Below are 22,524 nucleotides of genomic sequence, written 5' to 3'. Positions count from 1 at the left end.
GCTTTCCGTGGGGAACGCCTCAGCCTCCTCATTCGCAAAGAGCGCTCACTGCGGGGTCTTCAGACTGTTCCTTTCCCACAGGAGTCTCGTATTTTCCCTCCGCTTCGTACACATTCCTTTAATTTTGAGAAAGATCATAAATGAGTCGCCAAAATATCCATTAGCCAGAAAATATAATACAGTGGAGGCAGAATACGAAGACTCCTGCGGGAACAGCGCGAGCCGAAGATCCACTCAGGAGCGCACTTTGCTACTGAGTTAGCTGAGGCCGTGCCCGCGGAAAGCGAAGTATTCTGCCGGAACGGCGTTATAGCACACACCTGTTTAACAAAATCAAATAAATATAACTGCACATTTTACGATTGCTGTGTCAGATTTAATTTTGAAGTATGTATATAAAAAACAAACTCGACACTCCTATGATGAGTGTCGAGTTTTATAAAGTAAAGTCCTATTTAATAGCAGCTTTTGCTTTTTCAGCTAATTGTGCAAATGCTTTTTCATCGTTAATTGCTAACTCAGAAAGCATTTTACGGTTAACTTCGATACCAGCTTGCTTTAAACCGAACATTAAACGGCTGTAAGAAAGACCATTTAAACGAGCTGCAGCATTGATACGTGCGATCCATAATTTACGGAAGTCACGTTTTTTCTGTCTGCGGTCACGGTAAGCATATTGACCTGATTTCCATACTTGTTGTTTAGCTGTTTTAAATAATGAATGCTTGGCACCATAATATCCTTTAGCAAGCTTTAATATACGTTTACGACGTTTGCGTGTAACTGTTCCACCTTTAACACGTGGCATAGTAATTCCCTCCTAGTATATATGAACGAGTCTCTCGTAGTTTATTATTTGTTTGGTATCATTTGCTTGATGCGTTTGTAATCTCCTGCAGAAACAAGTGCGTCTTTACGAAGTTTACGCTTTTGCTTTTGAGATTTGTTCGCAAATAAGTGACTAGTATATGCATGGGAACGCTTTAGCTTCCCAGAACCTGTTCTTTTAAAACGTTTTGCAGTACCGCGATGAGTTTTCATTTTTGGCATGAGTAGTTCCTCCTTGAATGTTATAACTAACTTTTTGTCTATTTTTCGTTTACTGGTGCTAGCATTAAGAACATACTACGACCTTCCATCTTCGGTTTTTGTTCAACCGTAGAAAGATCTTTACATTCGTCTGCCATTTTAACTAGAACTTTTTGACCAAGTTCTTTGTGGGTAATCGCACGTCCACGGAAACGAATCGATACTTTAACTTTGTCGCCTTTTTCAAGGAACTTTCTTGCATTACGCAATTTTGTATTAAAGTCATGATCTTCAATTCCAGGGCTAAGACGTACTTCTTTAACGTTGATAATTTTTTGCTTCTTACGAGCTTCTTTTTCTTTCTTTTGTTGCTCAAAACGGAATTTACCATAATCCATAATACGGCACACCGGTGGTTTTGCAGTCGGTGCAACAAGTACAAGGTCTAATTCTCTAGTTTGAGCAATTTCCAACGCTTCTTGACGTGATTTAACACCAAGTTGATCCCCATTTGAATCAATAAGACGTACTTCGCGTGCACGAATTTTCTCATTGACGTTCATATCTTTGCTAATAGTCAGCCACCTCCGAGAGTTTTTAAAGCAAAAATTTCAATGATCTTCTACCATAGTCTAGATGACAATAGCAACATGACCACATATTGGTCACTCGACAAGTTGGTTGCTAGTTTCCATAGAAATTAATGATTTTCATTAATTTCTAATTCTGCAGGTCTCCCTGTAGAATTTTTACACTATTACATAGCATAAAAAAAGTGTCGGTACACACTGCACCCACACATATCCTGTATTTAATCAGAATTGTAACCTGCCAACTGCTACATTAGCGTCAATCAGGTGAGAAGCGGGTGCCTCTACTTGTCATTGATCATATTCAATTTCACTCATAAAATTATATCATGGTTGAATATTGAAGTCAACCACTTTTCATATTTAATGTCTATTTATGATATTAGCACACTTTATAAAGTTAAGCAATATAAAAAGAAGAAATGATCACTAGTCAGTGGAAGTGATCATTCCTTCAAAATTCTTATCTTGCTGGGTGAAAATCTTTAATCTCTTCTAATATAATTTCCATTTTTTGAAGTGTATCCTCCGATAGTTCTATATCAACTGCTTTTACATTCTCTTCTATTTGACCTGGTCTACTTGCACCTATAATGGCTGAACTAACTCCTTGTTGGCGAAGAATCCATGCTAGTGATAACTGGGTAAGTGAGACCTCTAGCTCCTTTGCAACATCATTTAATTTTTGAACCGTTTGAAGTACGTCGTTTCGCATGTAACTATTGATAACCATGTTCGTGTCATCATTAGCAGCACGACTATCATCAGGAAGGGAAGCATCTGGTTTATATTTCCCAGTTAGTACTCCTTGTGCTAATGGTGAAAACACGATTTGACCTAACCCTAACTGATTAGATACAGGAAGCACTTCATCCTCAATATACCTTTCAATCATATTGTAGATAGGTTGATTGGAAATGATTGGATGCAAGCGGTAATCTTTGCCGATATCTACTGCGCTTTGAATTTGTGCAGCAGTCCATTCACTTACACCTGTATACAATACTTTCCCTTGCTTAACTAGATCGTCTAATGCTAAAAGTGTCTCCTCAACAGGTACACTAGGATCGAAACGATGACATTGATATAGATCAATATAATCTAGACCTAGGCGTTTTAAGCTTGCGTCACATTGCTCTATGATATGTTTCCTTGACAGCCCGCGATCATTTGGACCAGAACCCATTGGAAAAAATACTTTAGTTGCTACAACATAACTGCTTCTTTCATAGTCTTTTAAAGCATTGCCTAATACCACTTCTGCCTTACCAGCTTCATAAGCATTCGCAGTATCAAAGAAATTAATTCCTAATTCGTAAGCTTTATGTATGCAATCTTCAGCTGTTTTATCTTCTACAGCTTTACCATACGTTAACCAACTACCTAAGCCCAATGCACTTACTTTCAGTCCACTTTTACCTAATTGTCTATATTTCATTTAAAAATCCCTCCTATACTATACAATAATACGATTGAATGAAAAGGCATACATTTTAGCTCAAAATTTTTTGCGCATTTATTTGAGTTATTAGAAAAGCCCTTCCCAAAATGAAAGGGAAGAGCTCCAATCTTTTACTTTCTTAGTGTTTTCTTTTCGATTTCTTCTTTTATGTCTGCTATAAATGTAGTTAAAGCTTTTGTTTCTGAATCTTTCTCTCCATAACGACGAATGTTCACGCCTTCTGCTTCTACTTCCTTATCCCCAACAACTAATGCAAACGGTATTTTTTGAATTTGCGCTTCCCTGATTTTGTATCCGATTTTTTCATCTCTTTCATCTATTTCAACACGGATCCCATTCATTCGTAGCTCGTCTTCTACCTTTTTCGCATAGTCAAGGTGTACATCCGCAGATACTGGGATGATTCTTGCTTGAACAGGAGCAAGCCATGTAGGGAAAGCACCTTTGTATTCTTCAATTAAGAATGCTACAAAACGTTCCATTGTTGATACAACCCCGCGGTGGATTACTACTGGACGATGTTCTTTGCCATCCTCACCGATATACGTTAAATCAAAACGCTCTGGTAAATGGAAGTCTAATTGAACTGTAGAAAGTGTCTCATCTTTACCTAATGCAGTTTTCACTTGTACATCCAGCTTAGGGCCATAGAATGCCGCTTCGCCAATAGCTTCCACATAGTCAAGCTCCATGTCTTCCATTGTTTCTTTTAACATGGCTTGCGCTTTTTCCCACATTTCATCATTATCAACATACTTTTCTGTATCTTCAGGATCACGATAAGAAAGTCTGAAGTAATAATCATCAATGCCAAAATCTTTATAAACGTTCTGTACTAGTTGCACAACACGGATGAACTCATCTTTTAATTGATCCGGTCTTGCAAAGATATGTGCATCATTTAATGTCATTGCACGGACACGTTGTAAACCAGCAAGCGCTCCAGACATTTCATGACGGTGCATCGTTCCAAGCTCCGCAATACGAACTGGAAGATTACGATAACTATGCAGTTCATTTTTAAAGACCATCATGTGGTGTGGGCAGTTCATTGGGCGAAGCACTAAATCTTCGTTATCCATTTCTAGCGTTGGGAACATGTCATCTTTATAATGGTCCCAGTGCCCACTCGTCTTATATAAATCTACACTACCTAAAACCGGAGTATAAACGTGGTTATAACCAAGGCGTTCTTCAAGGTCAACAATGTACCTTTCAATTGTACGACGAATCGTAGCTCCCTTAGGTAACCATAAAGGCAAGCCCTGACCAACCTTTTGAGAAACAGTAAATAGGTTTAATTCTTTTCCTAATTTACGATGGTCACGTTCTTTCGCTTCTTCACGTAAACGTAAATACTCATCTAGCTCACTTTTCTTTTCAAACGCTGTTCCGTAAATACGTTGTAGCATTTTATTTTTACTATCACCGCGCCAATACGCACCAGATATACTCAACAATTTAAATACTTTAATCTTACTTGTTGAAGGAACATGCACCCCTCTACAAAGATCAAAGAATTCCCCTTGCTCGTAGATGGTCACTTTTTCGTCAGCCGGAATGGCATCTAAAAGCTCCAATTTAAGATTATCGCCAATTTCTTCATACATTGCTTTTGCTTCATCTCTTGTTACTTCTTTACGAACAACTTCAAGATTCTCGTCAGCAATCTTTTTCATTTCTTTTTCGATTCGTGGCAAATCTTCTGGTGTAATCGACTCTTCCATATCAATGTCGTAATAGAATCCACCTTCAATAGTTGGACCTACACCCAATTTCACATTGTTATATAAGCGTTTAACCGCTTGTGCCATTAAATGAGCTGTAGAATGACGCATAATTTCAACGCCATCTTCATTTTTGATCGTAATAATTTCAATTGCACCATCACCTGGTAAGGCAGTACGAAGGTCATATAGTGTACCATCGAGTTTTATTGCTAATGCTTGTTTTTTTAATCCAGGGGAAATAGATGCAGCTACATCTTCACCTGTTGTTCCTTTTGGGAATTCCTTGGCATTGCCATCTGGAAAAATAATTTTGATTTGTTCAGCCATTACAATCACTCCTTTTGTTTATGTACTTGTTTTTTAATGCGATAGTTGTATACCATTCCTATTGAATTGATCCATAATAAAAAGCCCATCCCCTTGCTTATTACAGCAAAGGGACGAGCTTAGCTCGTGGTTCCACCCTAGATTTCCATATAAACATAGACAAATAATTATATGGCTCAATAGCACCTGTAACGTAGGTGAAACGCTGTAATCTACTTAAAAGTAACGTTCGAAAACAGAGTTTAGAGGTGGTAACCTTATGACGGATGAACAAGAAGCTTTCAGCAAGTACTTCTCTCTCTATAGAACTCCAATCACAAAATCATGTCCTCATCAATACTTTTAGAATGTTATATGAATGTATGATCGTATTATAGCGAGACAAACTTAAAAAATCAAGTACCACTTTATTAAACCTTCTGATCATGAAAAGGAAATGATTGATAGGCTTCAAATGTTACTCGTTCCTGAAAAATATTTATGATGGTCATTGTTTTTGCCTCTGATGGATGATCTCCGTACACCTTTATTTTTCTGGGAGCCATTGCAATAAGTGGAGTCAAGTTCATTTCATGCTCGTCTAATCCTACTATGTATAAAGGTTCACTTCTAATCATTTTCTTCAAGTCATCTTCTACTATCCTTCTTCCATCTTCGTAAAAAAAAGTGAAATTATCTCCTTGTACCACATAAATTTCTTCACTTTTAATTTCCTTTTTTGCAATATACTCTCTTAATGATTGAATAAATGATTGATACTCTTCTTCTCGCTTAAATTCATCAATGGCTAGTCCTACAAGATTGATCAATTCTTGTCGGTAAGCATGTAATCGAAATTGCACAATGGAATCAAAGTGAAGATGATCTTGATCCATGTTGGTCTCAAAAAGCGTTACCAGCATATCTCTTGGTTTCCCGCTCCTCATAATATGACCCAAATCTTCATCTTCATTTGAAATGATCGATTGACTTAGGTCGATGATTCTTTGAATTTCCACTTTGTTTGTGAAATAGAACTTTCGTTTGATAATATGCGTAATCCAGTTTAATTCGCGTTTTGAAATAAACACATCAGCCATTGCAGATGCAACACATTCCAGTTCCATATCATTGTGATATTTCGCTTCAATTTTAATCTTGTTTCCTAATTCTAGTTCCGCTTGCCAATTAGCTTTCAAATTACCGTCATATTGAACCAACCTTTCACAAAAATAAGTTGCCTCATCCTTATTCTCAAAATACACCTCAAGCAATACTTATCACCCTCACCACGCTCAAACTGTTACATTATATGGGTGAATGATGAAAAAAATGTATTGTCTAGTTAAATTACCGTTACTAGACTTGTACTAGATTGATTTCTCTATCAAAATTGTTGTAAATACAAAAAAGAAACACCGTTTAAGATTGGTGTTTCTTTCCTTAACTTTGATCTCTTCTATTATCGCCAAATAGTGGTACTTCTTTACTCACTTGTTTAATTCGCTCAATGATACGGCCAGCCTTCAACGTTTCTGTATCACCGCGATTAGAAGTAGCAAGATGTTGTTCTAATTGTTCTAGACTATAGTTCGAGCTGAAAAATACAGGCAATCTTTCCATCATACGATATTGTAAAATGGAACCTAGTATTTCATCACGAAACCAAGACGATATGGATTCGGCCCCTATGTCATCAAGCATTAAAACCTTCACCTTTTTGAAATAATCTATTTTTTGATTAAGCGAGTCGTCCTTTAATGACGATTTTATTTCTCTCACAAACTCTGGCATATAGATCAATGTAGAGGAAATATTTCTGTCCGCTAATTTATTTGCAATTGCTCCCAGAAAATAGGTCTTTCCCACACCAAACGGTCCATATAAATACAGACCTTTCTCCGCTTTCTTGGTTCCAAGCGATTCCAAATAGGTAGCTACTTCCTGAATAGCGTTTCTCCGCTCTACTACATGATGATCTAAACCTTCCATTGACGCTTCTAATATATCCTTTGGCATATACAAACTGTTTACTAATTTTTGCTTACTTTGCTGCTCTTCATGTTGTAATTTTTGTCTACATTTATCATACGTAAGATGGATATCTTTACCTTGCACCTGATAATGCGGCGTATAGCCTGGTAAAATATTTTTACATGCTTGAAGTGAAGGACAGTCTTCACAATTCTTTGATTGCGTCTTATATTCATACAATTTTATTAGATTACGGTCTAGATCTAACTCTGGGTGTTCCGCTACAATAGGACTTATTTCGCTATCACTAAGTAACTCTCTTTTCATGTGATTAAAATTATCTTGAAAACTTTTATTCTCACGCATCCATTTTTTCAACGAAGCTTGAATGGGTTCCATTTAAATCATCCTTATCGATAACTATTTTTACGAATCTCTAAGTTTCTTCATTAGTTCATCAATATCAACGTCACTACTAGTTGATTGCTTTTCTTTTTCTTGTTTCACCGGTTGCTTTGTCTGCTTTCTATCTTTAAACCAATCTGGTATAACTTCTTTCTTTGTTGGTTTTTTATAATAAGACTGTTTACTAGTCCCCCACTGTTGATATTTATTGTGCTCTGACTTTGCTAATGTCATTGCCTGTCTTACTGTTGTAACATTTTTTCTAGCCCAATGACTAGCGATTTTTTCAAGATATGACTTCGTTAACTTCATATCGGTTTTAAGTAAAACATAATGGATTAAAACATTCATAACTCCAGGAGTCAAGTTTTGTTGACTCATTACTTCACTAACAATTTTAAGGTCTTGTGTTGATGCGTAATTACCACCCGATAAATCTTCTAATAATTGACGTGGTGAAATCTTTTCAAGCATTTCAATAAATTGCTCTTCTTTTGTCACTGGCTTTTTAGCTTTACTTTCATTTCCGTCTATAGAAGTCTTGCGGTCCAGAACCTTTTCATTCGGTTGCTGCTTTCTTCTTGTTTGATATAGGTCTAGACATGCAGACTTAAACTCGTCTGTAATTAAACTATTTTCATCACTAAGTGCCCAGAGCAAAGCTTTTTCTATATCCTGATTTGTTAAATTATATAAAGCATACATTTGTGCAATGAGCTTTTTGTTAACAGGGCTTAAAATCTGTTCGACTGGAAGCATCCGTTGTTCTAACATTTGGGACATCAAATTGTAATCAACCGCCTCTATATCTACATTTGGTCCATCATTCGGCGCGGTATTAGGTTTCGCAACACTTACATCTTCTTCTGAACTATAAGACGTAAAAACCTCCCGGAAGCTTGCCGATACTTTATCACCAAGAATATGTTGTCTAGGATAATGTAGTTTAAACGCCTGATAAAGCTTATCACACTTGTCACTTCCTAATTCATGATATAAAAGTTGTGTTAGCATATCATTACTAAAAAACTCGGTTGGTGTACACGGCGCATATAGCTTGTACACATATACTTTATTTTGCTCCGATTCTTGCTGGTACGTATCCAATAAACCGATCGCTTCTAATTTTAAACGAGCTTCATAGATCTGATCCAATGGTAAAGAAAGGTAAGTCATCAACACATGATGTGTTTGAGGATTATCCCAATCAGAACTCCAAAGCGATTCATTCAATAGCGTTTGGTATAATGCAATCGCTTGAATACCTATGAGTGGTTGGTACAAATGCGTTAATGAGTGGAAATAAGTGGATGAGATGTCACCTTCATAAACCACCGTGTATCCTTCGATGGGTAGAAGTTTACCAATATATTGCTGTTTCATTTTTATTTCCTACTCCTCTCTAAATTGAGAAAACACTTCGATATAAGAAAAAATGAGCCGACTCGGCCCATCGGCAAACTATTTTTTGTCAGCTCTAATTAAATCTTTCAATTCATCTAAAAATACACTTATATCTTTAAATTGTCTATATACAGATGCAAAGCGAACATAGGCAACATCATCCACTGAGGACAATCGGTCCATCACCATTTCTCCTATTTCCTTACTTTGCGTCTCCGATGTTCCACGATTTCGCAATTCTTTTTCTACTTCCAGTGCAATTTCTTCAATCTGCTCTAATGCAACTGGTCTTTTTTCACAAGCCTTAATTAATCCTCTGATTAATTTATCCCTGCTATATTCTTCTCTTGTTCCTTCTTTTTTAACTACAATTAAGGGAACTTCTTCAAGTCGCTCAAACGTTGTAAACCTAAAGGAACAGTCTTCACACTCACGTCTTCTTCTAATGGACCGACCTTCTTCTATAGGTCTTGAATCCAATACTTTTGTACTTTTATATTGACAATTTGGGCATCGCATATGTAATCAGTCCCATCATTTATAGCCTTTATCTTTCTGAAGATGTCCCTATGTAAGCAAGCTCTTTTTTAAGATCATCATAAATTTTTGGTATTAATTTATGACTGTATCCTAAATCAAAGGGAACAATGGATTCTGTTGTAATCGAAAGGTCGATCGCTGTTCGGAATGGTTGAACCATGATAATGGTTGCTGTGACAAAAGCTTTACGCCTTCCTAGGAAATTAACACTTATTTCACCATGTTGTTCGGACATACCAACAATTTCATATTTTGAAGAACGTCTAAAGAAATCCTCCACTGCTTGAAATCCTCTTTCTTTTGTTGTCTTAAAATAATGTGTTCGGAGTTTTGGGTCCCAGTGATTTTCCTTTGTTTCGGAATGCGTATTAAAAAACTTATCAAATTGTTGTCGAATAGACATACATGCACCTCATTATTTTATTATTATTCCATAATTAGTTATCTTTATTTTAACATGTTTTCGCATGTAAGACGATAAACAACCTTTTTTATTCTGTTATTCTTGTCTAAATATGAAAAACCCTTGCTGTTTCCCAGCAAGGGTTTTTCATATTTATAATGTCTTAAATTTATCAACATTTACTGGCGCCATTCCTCGAGGAACTTCAACCTTTTCACAAGTTTTAGATTCTAGAGCTTCAGCAATATATGCTGTAGCCTCGTTAGGGTCAATGATATCACCACAAGTATATACATCGATACTTGCATAACCATGTTCAGGAAAACTGTGGATCGTCAAATGTGATTCTGAAATAATGACTACACCACTCACACCATGAGGCGCGAACTTATGAAATGCTACTTCCCGAACTTCTGCACCAGCTTTTAATGCAGCATTTACAAATATCTGTTCAATTAATCCTATATCATTTAGTTTATCTATATTACAATCCCACATCTCTGCAATGACGTGTCTTCCCATTGTATCCATTTTAAAACTCCCCCTTTTACATATCTCTTTCAAATAATCATGCATGAATTGCCACGGGGGAAAGTTAGTCCAGAGAGGTCCTAACCCTTTAAGCATTCAATTGCGCATGCATTTAAAAGTATAAAAAAAGCATAACATGTACACTTTTATTTTGTACACCTATAATGGTGCAAAAAAATATATAGGCTCTACCCCGTTTTGGCAAGATCGATTTTTAAGTTTTCAAGGACTAGCTATGGGCTTGGGACCTAGTCCTTAACTCATTAATATACAGAGGAACTTCATTAAAGGATAAGGTTCCATTACTTATTATAGTATATACATATATCTTTATCCGTATTGATCTGTGTCATACACGCTTTTACTATTCCTACGTTTGTTCTTCTTCGTTTGTTTCATATTTCATACAGGATATTGGATATTGGATATTGGTATGACGCATTAGATATAAAATGCGACGTAACGCTAGTCTATTCTAGGATAACTCCCAGATTATAATTAGCTTAGATTCCTTTTTCGAGATCTTCCGGCATCATAACTGACATTTGATTCCCTTTTGAGCTCCTCCGTCATCCTTTCGGGCATCATAACCGGCATTTGATTCCCTTTTGAGATCCCCCGCGATCATTTCGGGCATCATGACCGGCATTTGATTCCCTTTTGAGCTCCCGCGCGATCATTTCGGGCATCATGACCGACATTTGATTCCCTTTTGAGATCCCGCGCGATCATTTCGGGCATCATGACCGACATTTGATTCCCTTTTGAGCTCCTCCACCATCATTTCGGGCATCATAACCGGCATTTGATTCCTTTTCGAGCTCCTCCGTCATCGTTTCGGGCATCATGACTACTTTCTATTTGAATATAGATTGTTACGTCAAAGTTTATAGAAAATCTGAAATAGTTCATGATGAAATTAATGGCGCAAAAAAATACAAAACTTCAGCTAATCAGCCAAAGTTTTGTATGTTAAATTACGTTCCATTTCCGTAGTATATCTTCCAATTGTCGTCGCGACTCATCTATGGTTCCGCTATTGTCAATAACTTCGTCTGCCATTTTCGCCTTTTCTTTCGTGGGTATTTGTGATTGGATTCTTTTTAATGCTTCTTCTTCAGAAGATTGATCTCGATCCATTAAGCGTTTTAATTGAATTGATTCATCCACATAGACCACCAAAGTTTTTTCAACTAGAAAGGTTAAGTTCTTTTCAAAAAGGAGTGGTATATCAAATACAATCGTTGTTGCTCCTTGTTCAAGCAGTTCTTTTTTCCTTTCGATCATCCTTTCCCTAATAGCTGGATGAACAATTTGGTTTAGTTGTTCTAATTTTTCCTTATCCGAAAAGACAATTTGGCCTAATTTTTTTCGATTTAACTGTTGATTAACATCAATTAAATCTTCTCCAAAGACCTTAATAATATTCTCAAATGCGGTTTCACCTGGTTCAACCACTTCCCGCGCGATCAAATCTGCATCAATGACTGGAATATCATATGCTTTAAACATTTTTGCTACTGTACTTTTTCCAGTTGCTATACTTCCCGTTAATCCGATTATTGCCACATCTATCACACTTTCTACAACTTATGTCATTTTGATGATCCCTATAACGATTAAAATAACCCCTGGAATAAACGTTAATCTTTCCATCCACTTCCAATATGAGAACGAATAGCCAATTTTCAGTCCAATGAATAAAAATAAGCTAGTAGTAATCCCGATACCTAATGCCGCTAGCATTGGGACAAATCCTAACATCGCGGCTCCAATTCCTGCTCCAAAAGAGTCCAATGATAAAGCTAACCCTAGTAAGAATGCTTCTATTCCGGTTATCTTCCCTGATTGGTCTATATCCGCTACCATTGGTTTCTTTAATATCTGAATAACAATTCCAAGCGATTTTATTTCGAATTTAACGACCTTTGGTTGTTGGTCATTTTTTGAATTATCTGTCCTAAAAAACTGAATGATTACCCATATACCAACAATAATCAGAACACATCCGCCAATCGCCTCTGCAACATGAGGTGATAGAAAGGACGCAATTGATTTACCAATTAACATGGACAGGTAAAAGGTCAAGCAAGAAATGATTCCGATTATCATAATGGATCGTATGGGCAAGATCATCTGTCTTAATCCATACGTAAATGCAACCATAAAACTGTCTAAACTTACAGCAAACGCTAGTAGTAAAAAGGTAGTGATTTCAGCCATGTTAATAGCCCCTTCTCCCAATGATTTTACAATACTAGTAGTATATGGAGGGAGCTATTTTCATGTGCTTATCTTATTTTTGACAGGTTAAACAAAGATGTGTTCCTCGACCATTTACCTTCATTTTCTCAATTGGAGAACCACAATTTTTACAAGGTTTGTTCTCTTGTCCATAGACAAAAAGTTGTTGCTGGAACATGCCTATTTGGCCTTGACTATTTACATAAGATCTTATCGTCGTACCGCCTTGTTCAACTGCCTCGGCGAGCGTTTCTGTCGCGTATCTTTGAATTCGTTCTGCTTCTTCTTTTGATAAACTATTGCCTTTTCTTAGAGGGTGGATACCAGCTTTATACAACGTTTCATCCACATAAATATTTCCAAGCCCAGCGATAACTGTTTGATCTAATAAGATGTTTTTTATTGCTCTTTCACTCTTTTTAACTTTTTCATAGAAAGTATCGAAATGAAAACTCTCTTCAAATGGATCTGGGCCTATTTGACTCAGTGGTTTGTTAGTTAGCTCTTCACCTTTCTCAAACAAATGCATCGTGCCAAATTTTCTTACGTCGTTGTACCGTAATTCATGGCCATCGGTAAAATGAAATACTACATGCGTATGTTTTAGCACCGATTCTTTTTCGTTAAATACTCCATACTTTCCTTCCATTCTCAAATGAGATACTAGTATATAGTCCGTGAGCTCAAATAATAGAAATTTTCCCTTCCGACCAATCTCTAGAATGGTTTGCCCTTCTAACATTTGTTTAAAAATCTCAACATCATCTGGTTGTTTAATCATTTTTGGCCAAAAGACAGATACTTCTTTGATTGTTTTGTTTAACACTAACTGTCTTAAGGTTTTTCTAATCGTTTCTACTTCTGGTAATTCAGGCATTATACATTATCTCCTTGTTACTTGGCGTCGTACCATGTTCGTCCAAATGCATAATCCACTTTTAATGGAACAGCTAACTCGATTGCATTCTCCATAACCATAGGTACAAGTTCCTTAAGACGCTCTAGTTCTTCTTCAGGTGCTTCTAAAATCAATTCATCGTGTACTTGTAGCAACATCCGTGCTTGCAGGTTTTCTTCTTTTAATTTCGCATGCAAATCAATCATTGCTAGCTTTATGATATCAGCAGCCGTACCTTGGATCGGTGTATTCATTGCGGTCCGTTCTGCAAAACTTCGCACATTAAAGTTTCTACTCGTAATATCCGGCAAATATCTTCTTCTATTCAATAATGTTGTCACGTACCCATGTTGCTTTGCATCTTGAATAATGTTGCTCATGTATTCCTGTACACCTGGATAACTATCTAGATATCGATCTATAAATAGCTTTGCTTCTTTTCTTGTAATGCCTAAGTTCTGTGATAAACCGTAGTCACTTATACCATATACAATTCCAAAGTTAACAGCTTTCGCTTGGCGTCTCATGTTATCAGTGATCTCATCAGCACTAACATGGAATACATCCATCGCCGTTCTCGTATGGATATCCATCCCTTGTTGGAATGCTTCCGTTAACTTTTCATCCTTTGCGATATGTGCCAAGACTCTTAATTCAATTTGAGAATAGTCAGCCGCAAATATATACCAGTCTTTTTCTGAAGGTATAAACGCCTCTCTAATTTTCTTTCCTTCTTCTAGACGAATAGGAATGTTTTGTAGGTTAGGTTCAATGGAACTAAGTCGACCAGTTTGCGTTAATGCTTGGTTAAATCTCGTGTGAATCTTATTTTCATCTTGATGAACCACTTTTAACAATCCTTCGATATAGGTGGATTGCAACTTACCTAATTGTCTGTACATTAGAAGTTTCGGTATGATTGGGTGTTTTTCTTGTAATTGCTCTAAGACATCTGCAGAAGTGGAATATCCCGTTTTTGTTTTCTTTACAACAGGAAGTTCTAACTTCTCAAATAATATTGGTCCTAATTGTTTTGGAGAATTAATGTTGAACTTTTCTCCTGCTAATTCGTGTACTTCACTTTCAATACGTTTCAATCTTTCCTGTAGTTCTTCACCCATCCGTTTTAATCGCTCTACATCAACTTGGACACCAGTCGATTCCATTTCACCCAATACAAGTGAAAGAGGTAACTCTAAGTCTTGTAACAGTTCCAATTGACTATTTTCCGTAAGCTCTTGTTCTACTTGGTCTTTAAGTAAATAAATCATATTTGCTTTTCTTGTCACATGATTCATCAACTTTTCAACTTCAGGAACCTTTAATTTAGCACCTTTTCCATATACTTCCTCATCAAATAACACTTGTTTTTTACCAAAACGATGGCTAATTGCCGGGATATCATGGTGATTTTCCGATGGATCAATCAGGTAAGATGCAAGTAATAAATCAAATGAAATACCATGTATATGAATATCGTGTTTTAACAAAGCTACCGTTACTTTCTTGGCATCAAATACCCATTTCTTTTGGTTCGAATCCTCTGCCCACTTTTTAAATACGTTTGATTTTACAGCAACGTCAGTTGGGATAAAATACTTTTTATTTTCATTGACCAATCCTATTCCTTCAATTGGTGCGACATGATAGCTATCTCCTAACATTTCAACTTCTAGCGCTTCTATTCCAGTAAAAATGGATTCGTCAATGCTATCTAGCACTTCTATTTCGATGTCATTTAATTCTTCTTTGCTATCCTCTAAAGATACTTCCCCTTCCAACCTCGTTAACAACGATTGAAAACCGAGTTCTTTAAATATGCTACTAACTTGATTCGCCTCATATCCGGTATATTGAATGTCATCTAATTTAATCTCAATTGGTGAATCACATTTTATTGTTACTAACTCTTTACTCATAAAGGCATCATCTTTATGATTTTCTAATTTTTCTTTCAACTTCTTACCGCTTACTTCATCAATATGTTCATATAAATTTTCTAATGTTTGATATTGCTTTAACAACTTTACTGCCGTTTTTTGACCGACTCCAGGCACTCCAGGAATATTATCAGAAGCATCACCCATTAAAGCTTTCATATCAATGACTTGGTCTGGTGATATTTCTAACTTTTCTTCCATAAAAACAGGCGTGTATGTATCGACTTCAGACAATCCCTTTTTGGTTAAACTTACTTTTACGCGATCAGATACCAGCTGTAATAAATCCTTGTCACCAGATATGACATTAACTTCCCAATCTTCTTTTTGCCCTTGGGTTGCAAGTGTTCCAATAATGTCATCCGCTTCGTATTCACTTAGTTGATAATGTTTGATATTAAAAGCGTCCAACGTTTCCTTTAATAACGGGAATTGCTCAGAGAGCTCAGATGGAGTCTTTTGTCTACCACCCTTATATTCCCCGTATGTTTTGTGACGGAAAGTGGTTTTTCCAGCATCAAAAGCTACTAGCAAGTGTGTTGGCTTTTCGTCCTCTAAGATGCGTAATAACATCGTTGTAAATCCGTACACTGCATTGGTATAAACACCCTTGTCATTATTTAAAAGTGGTAATGCAAAAAAAGCTCGATAAGCAATACTATTTCCATCAATAAGTACTAGTTTATTTGTCATGTTTAGCACTCCTTCTTATTCAAAAACATTATTAGTTATGTATCCTATTACTTTTCTTCTACTTTCTATATTACCATGATCATGGTATAGATGAAAAAAACTGACCTGATGAAATTACTAACATCAGGTCAGTTTTGCTACTTATATTGTTTTCCTCTAACAAAGGATTACTCCGTATAACCAGATAATAATTCTGCATACGGAGAATTACTTGGTAAAATAATTGTTGTTTCGTTGTTAATAGTCTTTTTATATGACTCTAAGGTTCTGTACAACTGGTAAAAATCTTGATCACGAGAGAATGCCTCGTTATACATCACAGCTGCTTCTTCTTCACCTTCTGCACGAATTTGAGCTGCTTCTGCATTTGCTTTTGATAGCAACTCTTTTACATCACGGTCAGTTTGAGCAATGATACGTTTCTTTTCTGCTTCACCCTGAGATAAATACTCCTGTGCCTTTGATTCACGTTCAGAGATCATTTGTCTAAATACCGCTTGTTCGTTTTCTTCAGGTAAATCCGTTCTTTTGATACGTATATCATTTACTCTTATACCATATTCATCGCGTGCTAATAGTTCATTTACACGTGCTGTTACTCGCTGGTTAATATCTCCACGTGTACTTCCCTCATCATTTATTATTTGTCCATAATTCATGGTACCAAGTTCAGATCTTATAATAGAGAAAATAAACTCTCCCATTCTAGCTTCAGCGTTAATTTCAGTTTTAGCATTCGTAATCATCTGGGTTGGATTAATAATTTCCCATATAGCATAATTATCAATGATAATTCTCTTTTTATCTAATGTATTTATTTCTTTTTCAGTAACATCATATATCATCTTTTTATTTGGTAATGTCGTAATAGAATGTAGGATTGGTACACGGAAATGTAATCCAGGCGTATCCTTAATATCGATTACTTCCCCAAATTGCCGAACTACTTTGTATTCGCCTTCTTTTACAATAAACATACTACTGATAAACAAAGCTACAATAACTATCAGAAGGATACCTGAAATCCCCATCTTCACATAGCGTTTAACCTCATTGGATGATTTTTTACTATTCATGTCAAGTATATTTTCATCACTCATTCTTTTCACCTTCTTCTGTAGCAGTAGAATTGTTATTGTCATCAGAACTTGGAACCGGTGTAGTTGTTCGAGTATTTGTGTTGTTAGGGTTCAATGGTAAATATTTCAATGTATCTCCATCATCGTTCATAATATAAACATTGGCATCCGCAAGTACCTGATCCAACGTTTCTAATAGCAGGCGTTCTCTAGTAATATCAGGACTATTTTGATACGCTTCGTACAATGCATTGAATTCAGCTACATTACCTCGCGCAATTTCAATACGTTCAATTTTATCTCCTTCAGCACGAGATATAATCGCGTCTTTCTCACCAAGCGCTTCCTCTCTTTGTTGATTCTCATATTTCTCTGCCTCGTTTTTCTTTGTATTCATCGTTTCACGGGCATCCGTAACTGTCATAAATGCTTGTCTTACCTCTTCATTTGGTAAATCTACTTCTTGAAGTTTTACATCTGAAATAGATATTCCTATGTCATAGTCATCAATTAGTGAAATGAGCAGTTCCCTTACTTCATTTTCAACTTTCGCCTTTCCATCTGTTAATGCTTCATCAATCGTAGAAGAACCAATAATGCTTCTAAGTGCAGCAGATGTGCCATTGTTCAAGATCGTTTCTGGATCCGTTGATTCAAAAAGAAACTTTTCAGGTTCCGCAATTTTCCATTGCACAACTAAGTTCGCTTGAATAATTTTTTCATCTCCAGTAATCATTCTAACAGTATCCGTATCATCAAGACCTAAGTCCAAACTAAATGTTTCTTTCGATAGTTTTTCTACTTCTTGCAATGGCCAAGGTAATTTAAAATGTAATCCGGATTCTGTAACTGCTTCTTCTGCTTTACCAAAAGTTAGGATTACCGCTTGATCTGATTCATCTACAGTGTACCAACTAGTAAGACCAACAAAACCAAGAATAACAATTGCAATTACAATACCTAACCAACTGTAGATTTGTTTTAAAGTCATATTTCTCCCCCTTTTTTATGCATAATACACATACGTTTACAATACTAGATTGGTTTCATTTTCTACCCCCTATTTCTTTTTAAGAGGTATTTTTTCACCCAAAAAGTAAAGTAGCCTGGCAACAAATTACATGCCAAGCTACTTTTGTAAAGGATAAAATGTCATCAAACCTGTCTACTTACAGGTATTTCTATTCTAAAAGTGGAACCTTGATCTAACCTACTCTCAACATGAATAGTTCCTTTGTGAGCTTCCACAATATGTTTGACAATCGCTAGTCCTAATCCTGTACCACCAGTATTTCTACTTCTTGCACGATCTACTCTATAGAACCTTTCAAAAATCCGATTCTGTACTTCTTCCGGTATTCCGATTCCTGTATCACTTACGGTGATTTCAACAACTTCTTGGTTTTCTTTTACCACTAACTCCACCTTACCACTTACAGGCGTATAGTTTATAGCATTATTTAACAAATTGATAAACACTTGCTTTAACCGATCATGATCGGCACGCATATAAATCGAATCATCGATAGTAGCAGTAAACTCGATATCTTTCTTTTCTGCTTGTTGTTCAGTAATGGCTATAATCCCTGACAATAGCTTTGTAATTTCTATATTTTCATAGCGTAATTTGAACTCATCTCTTTCCAACTTAGATAGCTCTAATAAATCATGAACCAATGCTTGAAGTCTTTCACTTTCAGTCAATATAATCGCCAAAAATTGTTTTCGTAGATCATCACTGTCCATATCTCCATCTAATAGTGTTTCTGCAAATCCACGGATCGACGTAATTGGTGTTTTCAATTCATGCGATACATTTGCTACAAAGTCTTTTCTCATTTGCTCAACACGTTTTAACTCTGTGATATCATGAAAGACTAAAACAGCGCCTTTTAATTCTTTTGTATCAGTAAAGATAGGAGCTCCTACAATTTCGATGTATCTTTTTTCCACTTCCATAGAAATTGTGAAGGAACTTTTTACTTTTTCTTCATATAAAAAAGCTTCTTGTACTGCCTTATGTATCCTTACTTGCTCCAACACATCATAATATAAGAATCCTACATACTCCGATACTTCTTTGCCAAAAATTTGAATAAACTTTCTATTGACTAAATGCACATACCCTTTCTCATCAATTAACATTAGTCCACTTTCCATATTATCAATGACAGTTCTTAATTGATTTCCCTGCATTTTTTCTTGGATTGTCATCTCTTGTAAACTTCGTGCTAACTTATTAATAGAACTACTTAGCTTTCCAGCATCTCCATAATGATTTACATACGTTCGAGCTTTGTAATTACCTTTCACTAGCTCATTAGCGACCATGGCAGAGGCCCGTACTGGTTTTATATACCTGTCAAAAATATTGTAAATTAGTATTAATAGCACAATTAATCCACCAAGCATCACCAACCCGACAATGATCCGTTCCGTACCGGAAACAAATGGAATAATGATACTACCAATACTGGTCATAATTAGAAATGCAATAAATGCATACATGAAAAACAAACGTTTATTTGAAGCACCCATTTAAGAAGGCTCCTCCATTTTATACCCAAGACCACGAATAGTCTTTATATAAACAGGGTGCTTTGTGTCAGGCTCAATCTTTTCTCGTAAGTGACTTACATGAACATCCACAATCCTTGTATCTCCTACAAAATCATAATTCCAAACCGCACTTAGTAATTGATCACGAGATAAAACCTTGCCTTTATGCTTAGCCAAATACAATAATAGCTCAAATTCTTTTCTCGTGAAGGTTAACGTCTCATCTCTGATCGTCGCTTCGTATTGTTCTGGATAAATAAGTAGTTCAGAAACTTTTATAAATGACTGTTCAGGTTCACTCTCTCGTTTACCTGTCCGTCTTAAAATGGCCTTTATCCGTGCCACAACTTCTTTTGGACTAAAAGGTTTTGTTAAATAATCATCTGCACCAAGTTCCAAACCTAATACTTTGTCGAATTCATCATCTTTAGCTGTAAGCATTAAAATAGGTGTGTCGATTTGTTTTTGTCGCAACTGCTTGCAAACTTCTGTTCCTTCTAATCCGGGCAACATTAGATCTAATACAATCAAATCAAATGATTGAGAAGTTGCTTTATGTAATCCATCGGTACCAGTATATGCTACATCTGTTTTAAAACCTGCTTTTTCTATATTATATTGGAGCAGGGTTACGATTGATTCTTCATCATCTACAATTAAAACCTTTTGATTCATCCTAACACCCCATCTTCTATGTTATGTTCATCATACAATGAAGAAAGTCTTATGTGAATACTAGTAAACTATAAAGTTGTTCAATAAAATGTAAATTTTTATTTACAATTCCATCTTTTCGCTTAGCTCTAGATCTATTTGATTGATTGTTAAGACGTAGTATTTATAAAGTGCGACGTAGTTAACTTAGCTATTACGGAAGCACTGCTTTCTAACGCGTTAAATCAGGGTTCGCTCTCTGACGCGTTCGAATACGACTCTTGCGAACGTGTTAGCTCAAGGTTCACTCTCTGACGCGTTCGAATACAACTCTTGCGAACGCGTTAGCTCAGGGTTCGCTCTCTGACGCGTTCGAATACAACTCTTGCGAACGCGTTAGCTCAGGGTTCGCTCTCTGACGCGTTCGAATACATCTCTTGCGAACGCGTTAGCTCAAGGTTCACTCTCTGACGCGTTCGAATACAACTCTTGCGAACGCGTTAGCAAGAGGTTCATCCTCTGATGCGTTCGAACGTGATAGCTCCATTATTATAAGCAATAATTGTGTCGCATTTTATATCTACTATGCAGCTTCATAAGAACAAAAAAAATAACAAAAACCTCCAAGCCTATTCACATAAGCTTGGAGGTTTTTTATAGGAGTAATGGGTATGTCCATCACTCTGCGTTGGCAGTTATATCCCCACATAATCCACCGTTTTACTGAAACTTTCTCCATTTATAGTCATAAAACCCCTTTTATGACTTAGTCCATATTCTTAATTAATTCATCACCGAATTCGGAAGTTTTTACTTCAGTTGCGCCTTCCATCATTCTAGCAAAGTCATACGTTACTACTTTAGATCCAATTGTCTTATCCATTGCTTTTGTAATCAGGTCAGCAGCTTCTCTCCAACCAAGGTGTTCAAGCATTAACACACCTGAAAGAATTACAGAAGATGGATTTACTTTATCTAATCCTGCATATTTTGGAGCTGTACCGTGCGTTGCTTCAAAAATAGCATGACCAGTTTCATAGTTAATATTCGCACCTGGTGCAATACCGATACCACCAACTTGTGCAGCTAGTGCATCAGAGATATAGTCACCATTTAGATTCATTGTTGCTACAACGTCGAACTCGCGTGGACGAGTTAGGATTTGTTGCAAGAAGATATCAGCAATCGCATCTTTTACGATGATTTTGCCAGCGTCTTCAGCTGCTTTTTGTGCTTGATCTGCAGCTTCACGACCTTTTTCTTCCACAATTTTATCATACGCAGCCCATGTGAAGACTTTATCACCATACTCTTCTTCAGCAAGCTCATAACCCCAGTTTTTGAATGAGCCTTCTGTGAATTTCATGATGTTTCCTTTGTGTACTAGCGTTACACTCTTACGTCCTTCATTGATCGCATAATCAATTGCAGCGCGTACTAAACGCTTTGTACCTTCTGCTGATACTGGTTTCACACCAATACCTGACGTTTCAGGGAAACGAATATTATGTACACCCATTTCATTTTGAAGGAAGTCAATTACTTTCTTCACTTCGTCCGAGCCTTGTTGCCATTCAATACCAGCATAGATATCTTCTGTGTTCTCACGGAAAATAACCATATCTGTATCTTCTGGACGTTTTACTGGAGAAGGAACTCCGTCAAAATAACGTACTGGGCGAAGACAAGTAAATAAATCTAGCTCTTGACGTAATGCAACGTTTAAAGAACGAATTCCCCCACCAATTGGTGTAGTTAAAGGTCCTTTAATTGCAATTTTATAGTCACGGATTGTATCTAGCGTTTCATTAGGAAGCCATTCACCAGTTTTATCGAATGCTTTTTGACCAGCGTAAACTTCTGTCCATTCGATTGCTTTTTCGCCATTATAAGCTTTATCAACTGCTGCCTCTAAAACTCTTCTTGCTGCCGCCCAAATGTCAGGACCAGTTCCGTCTCCTTCAATAAAAGGAATAACTGGTTTATTTGGTACATTCAGAACCCCATTGTTAACTGTAATTTTTTCTCCTTGTGCCATGAAAAAATCCTCCCTTTTCTATTTAAGTAACACTATAGATACTAC

The 22,524-nt window shown here is 36.5% G+C and carries 20 protein-coding genes and 1 other annotated feature; all 20 genes read right to left on the bottom strand.

Annotation, left to right across the window (positions count from 1 at the left end):
* Positions 1 to 451 precede the first annotated feature (451 nt).
* The 20 genes from rplT to icd all read right to left on the bottom strand — a co-directional run bounded on the left by rplT (position 452) and on the right by icd (position 22,479).
* A complete protein-coding gene (gene rplT / locus NYQ66_RS15785; RefSeq protein WP_259870759.1) occupies positions 452 to 808 on the bottom strand; it encodes a 50S ribosomal protein L20 in 357 nt (118 codons plus the stop codon).
* Positions 809 to 852: 44 nt separating this feature from the next.
* Entirely contained in the window at positions 853 to 1,050 is a 198-nt protein-coding gene (rpmI, locus tag NYQ66_RS15780) for a 50S ribosomal protein L35 (RefSeq protein ID WP_259870758.1), read from the bottom strand.
* 38 nt (positions 1,051 to 1,088) lie between these two features.
* Positions 1,089 to 1,592, bottom strand: coding sequence for a translation initiation factor IF-3 (infC, locus tag NYQ66_RS15775; protein ID WP_259870757.1), 504 nt, complete (start codon positions 1,590 to 1,592; stop codon positions 1,089 to 1,091).
* Between the two features lie 200 nt (positions 1,593 to 1,792).
* Positions 1,793 to 1,915, bottom strand: a sequence feature (ribosomal protein L20 leader region).
* A gap of 167 nt (positions 1,916 to 2,082) precedes the next feature.
* Entirely contained in the window at positions 2,083 to 3,057 is a 975-nt protein-coding gene (locus NYQ66_RS15770) for an aldo/keto reductase family protein (protein ID WP_259870756.1), read from the bottom strand.
* 134 nt (positions 3,058 to 3,191) lie between these two features.
* Positions 3,192 to 5,138 carry a threonine--tRNA ligase gene (thrS, locus tag NYQ66_RS15765; protein ID WP_259870755.1) on the bottom strand — a complete coding sequence of 649 codons (1,947 nt, stop codon included), beginning with the start codon at positions 5,136 to 5,138 and terminating at the stop codon, positions 3,192 to 3,194.
* A 410-nt stretch (positions 5,139 to 5,548) separates the two neighbouring features.
* A complete protein-coding gene (ytxC, locus tag NYQ66_RS15760; protein ID WP_259870760.1) occupies positions 5,549 to 6,382 on the bottom strand; it encodes a sporulation protein YtxC in 834 nt (277 codons plus the stop codon).
* Between the two features lie 178 nt (positions 6,383 to 6,560).
* Positions 6,561 to 7,490 (bottom strand): primosomal protein DnaI, encoded by a 930-nt coding sequence (gene dnaI, locus NYQ66_RS15755; protein ID WP_259870753.1) that lies wholly within the window; start codon positions 7,488 to 7,490, stop codon positions 6,561 to 6,563.
* 27 nt (positions 7,491 to 7,517) lie between these two features.
* Positions 7,518 to 8,879: a replication initiation and membrane attachment family protein gene (locus NYQ66_RS15750; protein ID WP_259870752.1), complete on the bottom strand. Its 1,362-nt coding sequence runs from the start codon at positions 8,877 to 8,879 to the stop codon at positions 7,518 to 7,520.
* Between the two features lie 78 nt (positions 8,880 to 8,957).
* Positions 8,958 to 9,419, bottom strand: coding sequence for a transcriptional regulator NrdR (nrdR, locus tag NYQ66_RS15745; protein WP_259870750.1), 462 nt, complete (start codon positions 9,417 to 9,419; stop codon positions 8,958 to 8,960).
* 28 nt (positions 9,420 to 9,447) lie between these two features.
* Positions 9,448 to 9,843, bottom strand: coding sequence for a cytosolic protein (locus tag NYQ66_RS15740; protein WP_259870749.1), 396 nt, complete (start codon positions 9,841 to 9,843; stop codon positions 9,448 to 9,450).
* 153 nt (positions 9,844 to 9,996) lie between these two features.
* Positions 9,997 to 10,374, bottom strand: a complete 378-nt coding sequence (gene speD / locus NYQ66_RS15735; protein WP_259870748.1) for an adenosylmethionine decarboxylase — start codon at positions 10,372 to 10,374, stop codon at positions 9,997 to 9,999.
* Positions 10,375 to 11,346: 972 nt separating this feature from the next.
* Positions 11,347 to 11,943 carry a dephospho-CoA kinase gene (gene coaE / locus NYQ66_RS15730; protein WP_259870746.1) on the bottom strand — a complete coding sequence of 199 codons (597 nt, stop codon included), beginning with the start codon at positions 11,941 to 11,943 and terminating at the stop codon, positions 11,347 to 11,349.
* A gap of 21 nt (positions 11,944 to 11,964) precedes the next feature.
* Positions 11,965 to 12,597 (bottom strand): sporulation membrane protein YtaF, encoded by a 633-nt coding sequence (gene ytaF, locus NYQ66_RS15725; protein ID WP_259870745.1) that lies wholly within the window; start codon positions 12,595 to 12,597, stop codon positions 11,965 to 11,967.
* A 73-nt stretch (positions 12,598 to 12,670) separates the two neighbouring features.
* Entirely contained in the window at positions 12,671 to 13,495 is an 825-nt protein-coding gene (gene mutM, locus NYQ66_RS15720; RefSeq protein WP_259870744.1) for a DNA-formamidopyrimidine glycosylase, read from the bottom strand.
* A 17-nt stretch (positions 13,496 to 13,512) separates the two neighbouring features.
* Positions 13,513 to 16,149 carry a DNA polymerase I gene (polA, locus tag NYQ66_RS15715; protein ID WP_259870742.1) on the bottom strand — a complete coding sequence of 879 codons (2,637 nt, stop codon included), beginning with the start codon at positions 16,147 to 16,149 and terminating at the stop codon, positions 13,513 to 13,515.
* A 167-nt stretch (positions 16,150 to 16,316) separates the two neighbouring features.
* Positions 16,317 to 17,249, bottom strand: a complete 933-nt coding sequence (hflC, locus tag NYQ66_RS15710; protein WP_259870740.1) for a protease modulator HflC — start codon at positions 17,247 to 17,249, stop codon at positions 16,317 to 16,319.
* The gene (hflK, locus tag NYQ66_RS15705; RefSeq protein WP_259870738.1) at positions 17,242 to 18,219 is read right to left on the bottom strand and encodes an FtsH protease activity modulator HflK; all 978 of its coding nucleotides are present in this window, start codon (positions 18,217 to 18,219) and stop codon (positions 17,242 to 17,244) included. Before hflK ends, hflC begins: the two co-directional genes overlap by 8 nt.
* 164 nt (positions 18,220 to 18,383) lie before the next feature.
* Positions 18,384 to 19,766 carry a two-component system histidine kinase PnpS gene (pnpS, locus tag NYQ66_RS15700; protein ID WP_259870736.1) on the bottom strand — a complete coding sequence of 461 codons (1,383 nt, stop codon included), beginning with the start codon at positions 19,764 to 19,766 and terminating at the stop codon, positions 18,384 to 18,386.
* A complete protein-coding gene (locus NYQ66_RS15695) occupies positions 19,767 to 20,462 on the bottom strand; it encodes a response regulator transcription factor (RefSeq protein WP_259870734.1) in 696 nt (231 codons plus the stop codon). It lies immediately after the preceding gene.
* Between the two features lie 745 nt (positions 20,463 to 21,207).
* Positions 21,208 to 22,479, bottom strand: a complete 1,272-nt coding sequence (gene icd, locus NYQ66_RS15690; protein ID WP_259870733.1) for an NADP-dependent isocitrate dehydrogenase — start codon at positions 22,477 to 22,479, stop codon at positions 21,208 to 21,210.
* Positions 22,480 to 22,524 lie beyond the last annotated feature (45 nt).

It is taken from the genome of Aquibacillus koreensis (assembly GCF_025154055.1).
Lineage (GTDB): Bacteria > Bacillota > Bacilli > Bacillales > Amphibacillaceae > Aquibacillus_C > Aquibacillus_C koreensis.
The sequence above is the reverse complement of the archived record's forward strand: the minus strand, read 5'-3'. Positions and strand labels throughout refer to the sequence as shown.